The sequence below is a fragment of the Paenibacillus xylanivorans genome, assembly GCF_001280595.1.
Lineage (GTDB): Bacteria > Bacillota > Bacilli > Paenibacillales > Paenibacillaceae > Paenibacillus > Paenibacillus xylanivorans.
In genome coordinates this window covers 220,249-235,224 of sequence record NZ_LITU01000082.1, presented here as the reverse complement: position 1 = coordinate 235,224, position 14,976 = coordinate 220,249, and the positions used below count along the sequence as shown (strand labels likewise).

Below are 14,976 nucleotides of genomic sequence, written 5' to 3'. Positions count from 1 at the left end.
TGGTACAGCGTGCACAAAATCTATCGCGGGCTAATTGACGCCTACAAACTAACGGGTAATGGGCAGGCCCTTGAAGTGGTAACACGGTTTGCTGATTGGGCGGTGGACGGCCTGAGCCAGATGACCGAAGAACAAATACAGATCATGCTTCAATGTGAGCACGGTGGCATGAACGAAGTATTTGCACATTTGTATGGCATCACGGGGAAGCCTGTATATCTTGAAATAGCCAACAAATTCACACATCAACTGATCCTCGAACCATTAGAGAACAAGCAGGACGATCTTCAGGGCAAACATGCGAATACACAGATTCCAAAAGTCATCGGTGCAGCCGAAATCTACAATCAGGACCATACTCACGAGAGTTACCGGACAGCGGCGGAGTTTTTCTGGGACACCACGATTCATCACCGTTCTTACGTATTTGGCGCAACGAGCATTTCGGAGCATTATGAAGCGAAAGGCATGGAGAGTCTGGGCATCAAAACCGGGGAAAGCTGCTGTACCCACAACATGATGCATCTGACGAAGCAGCTCTACACCTGGACCCCCGACAGTGCTTACATGGACTATTATGAAAATGCGATCTACAACCACATCCTGGGCACACAGGACCCGGATACAGGGAACAAAACGTATTTTTCATCAACGCTGCAAGGTCACTACAAAATTTACGGTACGCACGACACCGCCTGGTGGTGCTGTACAGGATCTGGCATGGAGAACCCGGGCAAATACGCCGAGGCAATCTATTTCGAGGATGAACAGAATCTGTACGTCAACCTGTATATCGCTTCCCAATTGGACTGGAGATCCCAAGGCATATCGCTGAAGCTCGAAACCGACTTTCCATATTCGGAAAAGGTGACCCTTACGATCACCGAAGGCAGCGCCTCGGCCAATCTTAGATTACGTGTGCCCTCATGGCTGCAGGAGCCAATGACGGCAACGGTCAACGGAGATACGGCCCATCCGCATACCGGGATGGAAGCCGGATACCTCGACATCGATCGCACATGGATCGCTGGCGATGTCATCACAATCACGCTGCCGATGTCGCTCCACCAATACACGTCCCGGGATGATGTACACAAGGTGGCATTCCTGTACGGGCCGATTGTACTGGCAGGCGCTTTGGGAAGCGAAGGGCTGCCCGAGGATACCATCGTGGACGAAACGGCACTGAATCCCAAAACTGCCCCTGTACCAGTGATTTGGACAGAGCAGGAGGATGTGCGCGAGTGGATCAAAGTCGTGGACGCAAGTACGCTGACGTTTGAGATCAGCGAGGATGTCACCTCGCATGGCAACCCGGTGAAGCTGATCCCGTTCTATGATGTGCATCATGAGTTCTATACGGTTTATTGGCCGTTTAACGATGAAGGGGATGCGTTGGAGAAGGAATTGAACGATATCACCATCGACAGGGTACAGCCTGACGGTCAGCAGGATGAGATTGGACATCATTTGGATAGTAATTGCCGTGCAGAACATCATAACGGTTCGTATACAGACAGCCGCAACAAACTGCATATGTGGCGGGAAGCTTTTGGTGTCAGCGGGTCTTACTTCAGCTACCAGTTGGCAGTGGATGGTTCTGCACCGAACTATGTATGCGTGGCATACTGGGGCGGGGATCATTCTCCTTTTGAACGGGAAGGTACGCTGTATGAGAGAGTATTTAGTATCGCCGTCGATGGAAATGTGGTCGGAGAACAGCGGATTCATATGAACAAGATCGGTGAAGTATTCTACGTTATCTATGATATCCCTGAGACAGTTACGTCAGGCAAAGACAGCGTTCGGGTTGCATTTCAGGCATTGGACGTCAACGGCTGTGCCGGGAAAGTCGTGGAGGTACGTACAACGCGGAGCAAACCGGAGTCCATCTTTTCGTAAATGAAATGAGAACTAACTTCATAATCACTCCGGCGCTAGCGTCGGGGTGTTTTTTGCTTTTTATCGAATAAGCCCTATATAAAAAATGACACGCACTGCAAATTTCCACGTATTACCTGATAACATTTCTTTTTCCGCCACTGACGGTTCAAGACACTCGGCTCGTTTCCCAGAGGTTACAAAATCTTATCCACGTTGTCCCTCTAAAGATGAAATGGGATAAGCCCATGCCACGTATATTATGAATATCCATATTAATCCACCCGAATGCAGCAACATCATGTACAATGAAATAAAGTTCCAATGGGAAATATCGACATAAAAGTCCAACACATAGCGCGAAAGGAGGTCTGATGATTTACATGATAAAGTACATAAAACTGCTGGGGCTGATCTTCGGCGTTGTGGTCATGGATGTTCTATTGTTCTCGCCAGGATTCATCGGACTGGAGTTTGGCGGGGGAGCATTTACGACAGCGCTCTCGGTGACATTTCTGTTCGGCAGCGTGATGACGCTCTTCTATGGAAGCTACACCTTGTTGTTCAGACAGCCTGTAGTCTTGCCCGTGAAGAATATCGAAACCCATGAAGATTATGTGGAAGCGTTATCCTTTTATCGACGCATCAAAGTGCTTGAGGAAGATATCACACTGGGATTATCCCAACTGAGCCGCATGAAGAAAAAGAAAGAAACCCTCCTGAACGTGCTGAATCAGCGATTTGATCCGGGGGAACTGAGCTACAAGAAATTTGCTTCGGTCACCCTCGAAGTGGAGAAGCTGTTATACCTCAACATCCGAAGCGTACTAAACCGACTTAATGTGTTCGATGAAGCGGAGTACGCCAGCCTGATGAAGTCCAAATCCGCTACACTTCCCCAGAAGCTTTTTCAGGAAAAGACCAAAGTATATAACGACTATCTCAGCTACGTGAAAAACTCGCTTCATAGCAATGAGGAAATTCTTTTGAAGCTTGACCAGCTAATGCTGGAAATCTCCCGCCTGGACAGCTTTGAAGCTGGAGATATCGAACAGATGCCTTGTATGCAGGAAATTGACCAATTAATCAAGCACACCAAATTATACAGACAGTGAGGGGTTGCCTTATGGCGAAGAAGGGAAAGTTTTTTTTCATATCGATCTTGATGCTGGTGCTCGTGTTCGGCCTCGTATATGCAGGTATTACACTGACATCGAACGTTGGTAAATCCAGTACACAGGTGACGACAGAGAATGCAGGCAAAGAATTAGGCAAGCTGTATGCGGACATTGCTCCTGCAACAGCTGAACCGGTCAAGGGACAGATTGATCTCGATCCGGTCGATGTGGCAGAGTCTCTGCCAGACATCTCCAAATTCCCGATCACTGTCGAGAATACAACGAATGATTATGTAGAGATATTCTCTTCCATCGAAAAGGCGGGAACCGGAGCGGATGGCTGGTTAACCGAAGTAACCGAAGAGTTCAACAAGGCTAACATTACTGTTGGCGGCAAACAGGTTTCGGTGAAATTACGCAATATCGCATCCGGTACGGCGACCGATTATATTAAGTCTGGTAAATATGTGCCTGATGCGTTTACCCCCTCGAATGAGTTATGGGGCGAGATGGTAGCCGCAAGTGGTGTAAAGACAGACCTGGTATCCAAAAGGCTGGTAGGGAACGTTCCCGGTATCGTCATCTCCAAAGCCAAATATGATGCGCTGGTTGACACGTACGGCTCGGTTAATGTAAAAACCGTGACTGAAGCGATTGCGAACAATGAGCTCGCGATGGGGTACACTGATCCATTTGCCAGCTCCACGGGGCTGAACTTTCTCGTGACGGCACTCAACACATATGATAGCTCCAATCCGCTCGGTGAGAAAGCCATTGTGGGTTTTGAGAAGTTCCAGGCGAACGTACCGTTTACAGCATCAACAACCATTCAGATGCGTGAAGCAGCAAAGTCAGGGCGTCTGGACGCATTTGTACTGGAATACCAGACTTACGTAAACACCGCAGATCTGAAAAGCGGATACGTCTTTACGCCTTTTGGTGTAAGACATGACAGCCCACTGTATGCACTGGGACAATTGCCGCAGAACAAGCAAGAGATCATTAAGAAGTATGCGGAATTCGTAACCCAAGCGAAGTATCAGCAATCGGCTGAGGAATTCGGCTTCAACGGCTTGCAGGATTACAAATCTGAATTGAACACAGTGGATGGTGGCACCCTGTTGTCCGCTCAGAAAGTATGGAAAGAGAAAAAGAATGGCAGCAAACCAATCGCAGCCGTATTCGTCACCGACGTGTCCGGAAGCATGGACGGGGAACCGCTGAACCGACTCAAGGAATCGTTGCGCAAAGGCCAGAAGTTCTTGGGCACAGACAATAGTATCGGCCTCGTCTCCTACTCCAGCGGGGTAACCGTGAACCTTCCGATTGCCAAGTATGATACGAATCAGCAGTCCATGTTTGTCGGTACGGTGGATAGCCTGCAAGCGGGTGGAGGTACGGCAACCTTCGATGGTATCGTTGTGGCGATGAAGATGCTGGAAGATTACATGGCTACCAATCCGAATGTAAAGCCACTGATCTTTGTCCTAAGTGATGGAGAGACCAACGAAGGTCATACCCTAAAGGATATTCGTGATCTGGTCGAGACGTACAAAGTGCCGATCTACACGATTGGTTACAACGCGGACATCAAGGCTTTGGAGAGCATCTCCAGCATTAACGAAGCGGCGAGCATTAACGCGGATACCGACGATGTGGTGTACAAAATCGGTAACCTGTTCAACGTGCAGATGTAATACGGTTGATGCACTCGAAGTGATCTAGTGTAAGTTCATTATTTTAATTATATAGCACGTAATTTAAGGGGGAACTTGGATGTCGTTTTCGATGGAGATACCTAGCCAGAAGGAAATTCAGAAGGTGATTGAGGAGGAAATAAAGCCCGTACCTGCCGAAGTGGCAGAGCTGCAGCAAGTGGCGAATGCCAACGTGGAGATGATCATGACACTGGATCTCGAATCACTGGAGAAACGCAAGGAGATACTGCAATCCATTGACGGCTTTGGCATGAACACGATGAGATCCTCTTCGGAGAAAAACGCGTTGCTTCAAGTCTCCGTTGGACATCTGTCCAAGACGGGAGACGAGGGCGGTCAGGTCGCTAAAGGCTTGACCGAGCTGCATATGCAGCTGAAGGATCTCGACCCGAGCGTGGTCGATTTTGCCAAAACCGGATTCCTCGGCAAATTGTTCAATCCGCTGCGGGCCTATTTCCTGAAATACCAGAAGGCCGATACCGTCATCGCAGACATTGTGATTTCGTTGGATAAAGGCAGAGCCACATTAAGAAACGACAACACTACACTAGAGATTGAACAGCAGAACCTGCGCGAGTTGACCAAGCGACTACAAAAGGAAATCCAGCTTGGCGTGCTGATGGATGAGTCGATCGACGGGCAGATCGAAGCTGCCAAAGTGCGTAACGAGGACCCGGAGAAAGTTCGTTTTATCACGGAAGAAGTGCTGTTCCCGCTTCGTCAGCGGGTCATGGATTTGCAGCAAATGCTGGTTGTGAACCAGCAGGGCATCATGGCGATTGAAGTCGTCATCCGCAACAACAAGGAACTGATCCGCGGTGTGGATCGGGCTAAAAATGTAACGATCTCCGCGCTGAAAATTGCCGTCACCGTGGCGAGTGCACTCTACAATCAGAAGATTGTATTGCAGAAAATCGAACTGCTCAACCGGACGACCAACGACCTGATCGCAGGTACGTCCAAAATGCTCAAGGATCAAGGTATTGCCATCCAGAAGCAAGCTTATGATGCCAGCATTTCGGTGGATACGATGAAGCAGGCGTTCACAGATGTACTTTCTGCGCTCGACTCGATCAGTGTCTATAAGCAGGAGGCGCTGCCACGGATGCGGGAGACCATTAACCAGTTCCGTGAACTGGCGGATACCGGGGAGCAACAGATTCAGCGGTTGGAGAAAGGGCAGAAGCTGGGACTGTAGTCTGAAAGGCAGCCAGAAGAATCATGGAAGCTGCATGCATGACACTAAAAAACGGTTGAACACAGATAAGCTCTGGTTCAACCGTTTTTTTTGATCTTATTTTGAAGAAATGAAGGTTCCTACGGACGCTAAATATGAAAGCTGTCGTTCTGCTGATTAGGTCAAATCGCGTTGAACATGGAGGACGTAGGGGATCAGCAGAAGAAGCAGAGCCAATGAGGCGATTAGGGCAAGCAGCAGGCTACCTAGGGTTAACAGCAGTGCCCCCAGCGCTGCACCGATCACAAATATAACCCAGGATAGAGCAAGTACTGCCCATTCGGAAGCAGGGGCCTTGCCTCGAACGGCTTTGGCCAGTGCCTGTCCTATTCCGAACAATGTACCTGTCACAAAGCCTTTGCCTACGTCCGCATGAGCAACCATCTGGTGCATGGTGTTTTGCATACCCATGGCAATAGCAATCGGGAAAAGCACGCTCTGTGTATGGAGGAACAGCAACAGTACAATGGCACCGACAAACAGAAGGGACTCCATACCCAAGATCGCCGTCAGTCGCCATTTTCCCGATAATTCTGTAATCATCGTACCAATAAAGGCACCTACAATGAATAACAAAATGACCAGACCTATATTCGTTAATACAGCGGTGTCTCCCTCAAATAGCGCGATGCCAAGCTTGGTGCTATTACCACTCATGAAAGACAGATAGATTTTCCCCAGCTGCAAATAACCGACAGCATCAATGAAACCGGAGATCAGCACAAGCACACATGACAGCAGAAGCCGGGAAAGACCCGGCTCCAATCGTTCTACGGTATGTCCCACACGTCTGTGGTCACTGGTCGAATCGGAAGCAGAAGCCATGATGTCCAACCCCTTTTCCATGAGAACGGAATGGTTCCGTGATAGGTGACAGAAGGACCAATAATCCCAACCTATATTCAATAGGTTTCGGTAGCAGTTGGACTATGACTTCGGCTTATTCGGGTCTGGTGCGATAAATAGGGTATCATTGGGGAGCTGTTCGGCTTCCTCTTTGGACATTTCCAGATTCGTGGACAGCACATCATCCGGATTGCCTGCAAGCCACTCGCTCAGATCAATAGCTTCATAGTGTCCGCTGTTGAACCCGATTAACACACGGCAGACCTCATCTCCCGTATTTTTGATATAGTGACCTGCGCCCATTGGTGCATAACCCACATCGCCTGCTTCGAATTGCTCTGTCACCGCATGACCTTCTGCGAGAAATACCGTCATTTCGGCAGTGCCGCTAATGTAATACTGCCATTCGTCAGCGTTGGGATGCCAATGCATTTCTCGTAATGCGCCTGGTTGCAGCTCGATCAATGATCCGGCCATCGTGGTGGAGATGGGGAAATCTTCGACCGTAACTGTGCGCTGAGTTCCGCCGCCTGGCGCACGTCTTGGCTGCTTGGCATGCAGCGGGTATCGGTGGGGAGTTGTCAGTTCCGAATTGCGGCGATAGGTTCCAGAAGAGGAGCTGTCATTGGGAACAGGTCCTTTGACAAAATACGCTTCTCCCTGTGGCAACTCCGCTGCACGCTCCGGGGTGATTCCGAGATTCTGGGCAACGATGTTGTTAGGTGTATGAGACAGGAAATCGGTAATGCTGAACGTATGATCTTCCGAGAAATCGCCATTATCAAAAATCAGAATAAAATGGCATTCGTCCGGTCCCAGTCCCTGAATGGAGTGTCCGTAACCACGTGGGAAATACCACACATCTCCTGGCTCAAATGTATCGGTGTACGCATGCCCGTCCGGATGAATGACCGTTGTGCGACAGGAGCCGCTGATTACATAAGCCCATTCTGCTGCATTGGCATGCCAGTGTAGTTCACGCATGCCTCCCGGTTCCAGGCGCATGGATACGCCTGCAATGCCAATGGACGCAGGAAAATCCCGAACGGAAGCGCCGCGGGTAATACCGCCTGGGCCCGTACGGGGTTCTTTTTGTTCAAGCCGATATTTGAAAGATGTCATTATAATTCCTCCTCATATTTTATTAGGTGCACATGTAAATAGTTAAATATGGCGTTCCTACCTTTTACCCATATTTTGCGAAACTATTCAATGGATTCCTAATTAATATGAGGCAAAAGAGAGAGTTTCATTCAGCCTATATGTTGGTTTGTCTAAACATCTTGTAATCAAGGTGCCTTATGGCTGGGCTGGACCACCGCATTGGCAGGTTTGAAATTAATGATTTTAAATAACTCATCTGCCATATACGCGGGACTATGCTTGAATTCTTGCCGAATCCACTCTAGAATCATGCCAAAAATCGCATGGGATTGGTAACTGGCTAGCAACTCCTGGTTGATGTGAGAAGGGAAAATCTCAGTCAGATCCTGTAAAGCTAGATTACGAAGGACCTCACAGATCATTTGCTGAAAGTTGGATGCAGCGTCGGACTTCACCACAAGAGTGTAAAATTGCGCATGTTGGTGCACATGTTCAAATATTTTGATCGCAGAAGAGGGCATATGACTTACTCGGAATAGCTTCATATCCTGATAGGGTTCACGGAAAGAAGCGACCAGATCCTTGATCACGTCATCAATCATTTCATTGAAGAGGTCTTCCTTGTATTGATAATGTCTGTAAAAGGTACCGCGATTCAGATCGGCCAGCTGTACGATATCGGTAATAGAAATCTCCTTGAAGGATTGCTTTTGCATCAAATGGATAAGGGCATCCTTCAGCGCCGCTTTGGATTTTTTGATTCTTCGATCCATGGAATTGGGAATTTCGGTCATATACAGTACTCCTCGTAAATGGGAATTTTAAGATAAAGTACATTCTGAAGCAAAAGCGTTGTTTAACGTACAATTGGGCAAGCTTTTACTGATTGAACAGGAATGCTATGACTTATTATACTAAGGAAAAGAGTTAATGAACATTTGTTTGTTAACTTATTGTGAACGAATACATGGAGGATGATACAATATGAGACTTCAAGATAAAGTAGCTGTAGTCACAGGTGCAGGTTCAGGCATGGGCAAAGCAATTGCAACACTGTACGCGCAAGAAGGTGCTAAGGTGGTTGTATCGGATATCAATGAGGCTTCAGCGCAGGCGGTTGCTGAGGATATCAAGGCAAAAGGTGGAGAAGCAACGTTTGTGGTTGCCAATGTGGCGAAGGAAGAGGATATTCAGAATCTGATTGATACGACGGTTAACACCTATGGAACAGTGGACATTCTGGTCAATAATGCAGGTATTATGGACAGTATGGAACCAGCTGGTGACATTGTGGATGACAAGTGGGAGCGGATCTTTGCAATCAACACCACAAGTGTGATGCGTGCTACCCGCAAAGTACTGCCAATCTTCCTGGAAAAACAAAAAGGCGTTATCGTCAACATTGCCTCAGCAGGCGGATTGCATGGCGCACGTGCAGGCGCGGCGTATACGGCATCCAAACATGCGGTTGTGGGATTCACTAAAAATACAGGCTTCATGTATGCTCAGCAAGGTATTCGCTGTAATGCGATTGCTCCGGGCGGGGTTGAAACCAATATTGCTTCCACAATGACAAACATTAACCACTTCGGTGCCAGCAGACAACAGCTGGGAATGGCGATTAATCCGCGTGCAGGTAAAAGTGAAGAAATTGCACAGGTGGCCCTGTTCCTGGGTTCGGATGAATCCAGCTTCGTAAACGGAACAGTCGTAACAGCAGATGCAGGGTGGAGCTCATACTAATCTATCGTTTAGGGCAGAAACGGTCAGGAATGGGGAAGATGTCATCATACAGCTTGGTTGTATCTGTTCTGCTTGTGAGTAAAGTATCTGAAATGTGCAAAGAAGCTCATACCAGTGTATGGGCTTCTTTTGTTGTTCACAACAGGCAAGAATATGGGACACCAGGGTAGTAGGACAAACGTTTGCACAAGCATGTCTACGCATTCCCGGATAACGTAAAGAGGGACGAATCCCGAACAATTAAGCGGTGCGGGATAATAACCGGATTCTGAGGCAGATGTTCACCATGCAAAATTTTCAACAATACCTGAACCGCAGTATAGCCTAGCTGATAAGTTCCGATATCAATGGAACTTAGCGGTGGTGAAGCAAGTTCCGATAAGGCAATATTATTAAAGCTCACAACACTTATATCTTCAGGAACGTTATATCCCAGCTCGGCCAGAGCGCGGAGCACTCCAAAGGCAACATTGTCGTCGATAACAACGAGGGCGGTTGGTCTGTCCGGCAGCGACATGAACAGGGACATCGCCCGGAAGCCGCTTTCCTGCAGGAATTCTCCTTCCACGATCCAGTCATTGTTTGCGTCAAGACCCGCTTCTTCAAGCGCATTATTGTATCCCCGCAAGCGATCATGAGACAACGTCAAATCCGGTGGTCCGCTAACAAATCCGATTCGTTTATGCCCTTGGGCAATCAGATGTGTAGTTGCATCGAATGCCGTTTGTACATTGTTATTGTCGACCATCGGCGCATCGGGATGCGTTTCGCTGCGACCAATCAGTACAAAGGGGAACTTTTCCGCCTCCAAAAACGATATGATCGGATCTTCCCGTTTGGAGCCAAGCAGCAAAATGCCATCCACGCGCCGCCCATGTACCAGACGGGATATGGCATTCAATTCATCGCTGGAAGACGTTTCGGTGGAGAGAAGAAGTTCATAATTCATGCGGGTGGCATGCGTAATGATTCCCCGAAGCAATTCTCCGAAAAAGTAGTTCTGAAACAGCTCTTCAGCAGGTCGGGGCAGCATGATACCCAGGGTATGAGTCGTTTTGGAAACAAGGCTTTTGGCCATCATATTTGGATGATAATTCAGTTCTTTCATGATTTGCTTCACTTTGAGTGATGTTTCCGAACTGATTCTGGGATGGTTGGAAATAACCCGTGAGACCGTAGAAGGGGATACACCCGCCAATTTGGCAATATCTTTGATTGTAATCATGTGAAAAATCCCTTCTGTACAAGCATTTCAACATGTCTCCTATGTTAATTCAAAGACTTTGATAAATCAATTGCTAACTGCACCATGAGAAAGAAGAGGTAGCGAAATAAAGGAAGACGGCGGGAGATCAAGGAAATCGGAAATTACAGGAACATATGCCGTAAAAATGAAGGAAAATGAGCGAAAATGACTTGTGCAAACGTTTGTGCAAATAAAGTTAGCTATTGTATGATGTGATTGTTATTATAGCGCTTACATGACTTGAATCAACATACATCTAAGAAAATTCATTCCGATTACATAAGGATTGGACCAGTCTGAGGTTAATATGGGCAAACGTTTGTACTATTTTCAAACGGATATACGCCGAACTTCAGAATACAGGAACAGTACACAGAAAAACGGGTGAAAAGCGCAAGTACAGCATCGTTCATGACTACGAAAAGGGGGAAATTCAATGAAAAGATGGCAGCAAGCAGCACTTGCAGGATTCATGGCACTCACACTTACCGCATGTTCAAGCGGAGGTGGAGGCGCTGCGCCAACCACAACAGACAGCGGTGAAACTGGAGAAACAACAGTGACCGCGGAAAATATTCAGCCAGAAGAGGGCGCAAGCCTTGTCATATGGGAGGATAAAAATCAGCGGAGCTTTATCGAGGAGCGAGCGAAGAAATTTGAAGAGGAGTACGGCGTTTCTGTAAAGATCGAGGAATTGCCGCCGACCGATCAGGTGACCAAGCTGACAACGGATGGACCCGCGGGATTGGCTGCGGATGTGGTCGTTTTCCCGCATGACAAGATTGGCAGCGCTTCAGAAGCCGGACTGATCTTGCCGAACGATATTTTTGAGCAAAAGACCACACAATCCACGAGTGAAAATGCGGTTAAAGCCGTAACATTCAAAGACATCTTATACGGCTATCCCTACAGCGTAGAAACTTATGCGTTGTTCTACAACAAAAAGCTTTATCCTGAAGCACCAAAATCATTTGATGACATTATCAGCTTTGCCAAAACTTTTAATGACACTAAAAACAACAAGTACACCCTGATGTGGGAGCTTCAGCAGTTCTATTACAACTTCGCTTATCTGGCTTCCCAGGGCGGATATATCTTTGGTGATGAAGGCATGAACAGCGAAGATATCGGCCTCAACAATGAGGGAGCCATCAAGGGCGGACAGTTCTTGCAAACGCTGAAATCGGAAGTACTGCCTGTGAAAATGGGCGATGTGAACTATGACATCAAGAAAGGTCTCTTTTCAAGCGGAAAACTGGCTATGGATATCAACGGACCTTGGTCTATCGCCGATTATCGCAATGCTGGTATTGACTTTGGTGTTGCTCCACTCCCGGCGATTGAAGGTAAACCGATGACCTCCTTCTCTGGAGTCAAGGCATATTATGTCAATGCATTTACAACCTATCCGAATGCTGCCAAGCTGTTTGCGGCATATCTCTCCAGTGCCGAATCTCAGATGGTTAACTTTGAGATGAACGGAACTCTCCCGGCTAATAAAGACGTCGCGGCAGATCCGAAGATTCAGGGGGATGAAATTACGAAGGCATTCCTTGAGCAATTCAACAATTCCACCCCAATGCCCTCGCTTCCTGCCATGGACAGCGTTTGGGGTCCCATCAGCGCGGCAATTACCGACATATGGGATGGAGGCAAGGATGTAAAAACATCTCTGGATAACGCAGTCAACCAAGTTAAGGAGAGCCTTGCAACTGTCCAATAAATAAAGAAAGAGCAGGTGCAGAGGAAGCCAACATTTCCTCTGCACTCTGCTATAACTGATCGGTAACTTCGCTTGCCGGGAAGGAGTAGGAATGAATGAAACAGCAGCATGTTCCAGTCACTGTTAAGCCGAATAGAGAAAGACAGCATCGCATGACAGCGGCTGTGTTGTCCGTTGTCCTCCAAGGACTTGGACAGTTGTATAACCGTCAATGGATCAAGGGAATATGTTTTCTGATCCTGGAGGGAATTGGTCTCGCATATCTGATTCCTCGATTGAATCAAGCCGTATGGGGAGTATGGACGCTGGGCGAGCAGACGCAGCGTTTTGTCAAAGTGAATGGATCAACGGTGCTGCAACAAGGCGACCACTCCATCTTTTTGCTGCTCAATGGAATTATTGTGCTTTTGGTATTTTTTGTTTTTCTTCTTCTGTATATCTTCAATATCCGGGATGCTTACCTCACGGGAAAATTAAGAGAGGAAGGAAAGCAGGCCACCGGAGCTTCTGCTTCCCTGAGATATCTGCTCGATAAACAATTCCCGTATCTTTTCTTGTCCATCCCTGCGCTCGGCATCCTGTTTTTCACGATTATGCCGATTTTGTTTACGATTACGCTTGCCTTCACCAACTACTCGGCACCGGATCATATTCCGCCCGCCAAGCTGGTGGACTGGGTCGGTTTCAAGACATTCACGGATCTGATCCAGCTTAAATCGTGGAGCCATACCTTCTTTGGCGTATTAACGTGGACCGTGATCTGGGCCATTCTGGCAACGGTCACCACGTATTTCGGAGGGGTGCTGGTTGCGCTTCTCATTGAACAGAAGGGTATTCGCTTCAAAAAGCTTTGGCGGACGATATTCATTCTTCCTTATGCCATTCCGCAGATTATCTCACTGCTTCTGATGCGTAATTTGTTCAACGGACAGTTTGGCCCCATTAATACGTATATGAAGGCTTTTGGCCTTGAGGGGTTGCCTTGGTTAACCGATCCGTTCTGGGCGAAAGTTACAGTCGTCATTGTAAACATGTGGATCGGAATCCCGGTCAGCATGGTGCTCATACTGGGCGTGCTTACGGCGATTCCACGGGATTTGTATGAAGCAGCTGAGGTAGACGGTGCATCTGGCTTTCAGAAGTTCCGCATCATTACGCTTCCCTTTATCATGTTCGCCACAACACCGGTGCTTATTATGCAGTTTGCCGGAAATTTCAATAACTTCAATGTCATTTTCCTGCTGACGAATGGTAATCCGCTGCGTGGCGATTATCAATATGCGGGATCAACCGACCTTCTCGTGACCTGGTTGTACAAACTGACGTTGGATAACAACAAGTTCAATATGGCTTCGGCGGTCGGCATCATTATCTTCCTGATTATTGCGTCGTTCTCCATCTGGAATTTCCGTCGTTCCAAATCGTTCAAGGAGGAGGACATGATTCAATGAAAAAGCGCAACAATCCCATGCGTCTGACGATCAGTTATGTGCTGCTGGTCATCATTGCAATCGTATCGGTGTATCCCGTCTTGTGGATATTTCTCTCGTCACTGCGTCCAGGTGCGGCCCTATTCAGTGAACGTCTGTGGCCTGAAGCGTTCACGCTGGCACATTATGGGGAGCTGTTTAACAACCCGTCGTTCATGTATGGAACGTGGTATCTGAACACGTTGAAGATCGCCTTTTTCACCATGATTTTCTCAACGCTCATGGTCACTTTGGGCATGTATGCCTTATCCCGGTTCCGGTTTCGCGGTCGCAAGACCATTCTATCCACCATGCTGATCCTCGGGATGTTCCCCAGCTTCATGAGCATGATTGCCATTTATATTATTTTGCTTCAGATCAAATTGCTGGACACTCATGCCGCGTTGATTCTGGTCTATTCGTCCGGGGCCGTGCTGGGTGGATTTATTGTCAAAGGGTTCTTTGATACCATCCCGCGCAGTTTGGATGAAGCGGCACGAATTGACGGTGCCAGTCATTTGCGCGTGTTTACCAGTATCATTTTGCCGTTGTCCCGGCCGATGCTGACCTATGTAGCCTTAACCAGCTTCACCGGTGCGTGGATGGACTTTATCTTTGCCCGGCTGGTACTCCGGACGAAAGAGAACTGGACACTTGCGGTTGGCATGTGGGATCTGGTGAGCCGCTATCAGGACAGTAACTTTACGATGTTTGCTGCCGGGGCCGTGCTGATCGCCATTCCGATTACGTTGTTGTTTGTATTCCTGCAACGCTTCCTTGTGCAGGGGCTGACTTCTGGTGCCTCCAAAGGATAAAATGATAGACACCTAACCGCATAGACAGCCTGTAGAACATACCCAGGCCACCAATCAGGCGCTTCTGAGAGGTTCC

Annotated in this window: 12 protein-coding genes; 8 read left to right on the top strand and 4 right to left on the bottom strand. The window is 47.9% G+C overall.

The features are described from left to right. From AMS66_RS29215 to AMS66_RS29200, 4 genes are all read left to right on the top strand, one after another. On the top strand, positions 1–1,902 hold a 1,902-nt coding region (locus AMS66_RS29215; protein WP_201782235.1), incomplete at its 5' end, for a beta-L-arabinofuranosidase domain-containing protein. Positions 1,903–2,264: 362 nt separating this feature from the next. Further along, entirely contained in the window at positions 2,265–2,996 is a 732-nt protein-coding gene (locus AMS66_RS29210) for a hypothetical protein (RefSeq protein ID WP_053784176.1), read from the top strand. Between the two features lie 11 nt (positions 2,997–3,007). Next, entirely contained in the window at positions 3,008–4,696 is a 1,689-nt protein-coding gene (locus tag AMS66_RS29205) for a vWA domain-containing protein (RefSeq protein ID WP_053784112.1), read from the top strand. Between the two features lie 79 nt (positions 4,697–4,775). Next, positions 4,776–5,915: a toxic anion resistance protein gene (locus AMS66_RS29200; protein ID WP_053784111.1), complete on the top strand. Its 1,140-nt coding sequence runs from the start codon at positions 4,776–4,778 to the stop codon at positions 5,913–5,915. A gap of 156 nt (positions 5,916–6,071) precedes the next feature. Here the strand turns inward: AMS66_RS29200 and AMS66_RS29195 are convergent, their stop codons facing one another. From AMS66_RS29195 to AMS66_RS29185, 3 genes are all read right to left on the bottom strand, one after another. Beyond that, entirely contained in the window at positions 6,072–6,779 is a 708-nt protein-coding gene (locus AMS66_RS29195; protein WP_053784110.1) for a YoaK family protein, read from the bottom strand. A 102-nt stretch (positions 6,780–6,881) separates the two neighbouring features. Then, on the bottom strand, positions 6,882–7,922 hold the full coding sequence (locus tag AMS66_RS29190; protein WP_053784109.1) for a cupin domain-containing protein: 1,041 nt from the start codon (positions 7,920–7,922) through the stop codon (positions 6,882–6,884). Positions 7,923–8,089: 167 nt separating this feature from the next. Then, positions 8,090–8,698: a TetR/AcrR family transcriptional regulator gene (locus AMS66_RS29185; RefSeq protein ID WP_053784108.1), complete on the bottom strand. Its 609-nt coding sequence runs from the start codon at positions 8,696–8,698 to the stop codon at positions 8,090–8,092. 190 nt (positions 8,699–8,888) lie between these two features. Here AMS66_RS29185 and AMS66_RS29180 point away from each other — a divergent pair, with 190 nt between their 5' ends. After that, positions 8,889–9,647, top strand: coding sequence for an SDR family oxidoreductase (locus tag AMS66_RS29180; RefSeq protein ID WP_024628948.1), 759 nt, complete (start codon positions 8,889–8,891; stop codon positions 9,645–9,647). Positions 9,648–9,843: 196 nt separating this feature from the next. Here AMS66_RS29180 and AMS66_RS29175 read toward each other — a convergent pair whose 3' ends face one another. After that, the gene (locus tag AMS66_RS29175) at positions 9,844–10,872 is read right to left on the bottom strand and encodes a LacI family DNA-binding transcriptional regulator (protein ID WP_053784107.1); all 1,029 of its coding nucleotides are present in this window, start codon (positions 10,870–10,872) and stop codon (positions 9,844–9,846) included. 457 nt (positions 10,873–11,329) lie between these two features. Between AMS66_RS29175 and AMS66_RS29170 the strand changes: the two genes are divergently transcribed. From AMS66_RS29170 to AMS66_RS29160, 3 genes are all read left to right on the top strand, one after another. Further along, complete coding sequence (locus AMS66_RS29170; protein ID WP_053784106.1) at positions 11,330–12,616, top strand: sugar ABC transporter substrate-binding protein; 1,287 nt, start codon at positions 11,330–11,332, stop codon at positions 12,614–12,616. A gap of 95 nt (positions 12,617–12,711) precedes the next feature. Further along, the gene (locus AMS66_RS29165; RefSeq protein WP_053784105.1) at positions 12,712–14,067 is read left to right on the top strand and encodes a carbohydrate ABC transporter permease; all 1,356 of its coding nucleotides are present in this window, start codon (positions 12,712–12,714) and stop codon (positions 14,065–14,067) included. After that, positions 14,064–14,900, top strand: a complete 837-nt coding sequence (locus tag AMS66_RS29160; protein WP_024628944.1) for a sugar ABC transporter permease — start codon at positions 14,064–14,066, stop codon at positions 14,898–14,900. The genes AMS66_RS29165 and AMS66_RS29160 overlap by 4 nt, the downstream gene beginning before the upstream one ends. Positions 14,901–14,976: the final 76 nt, after the last annotated feature.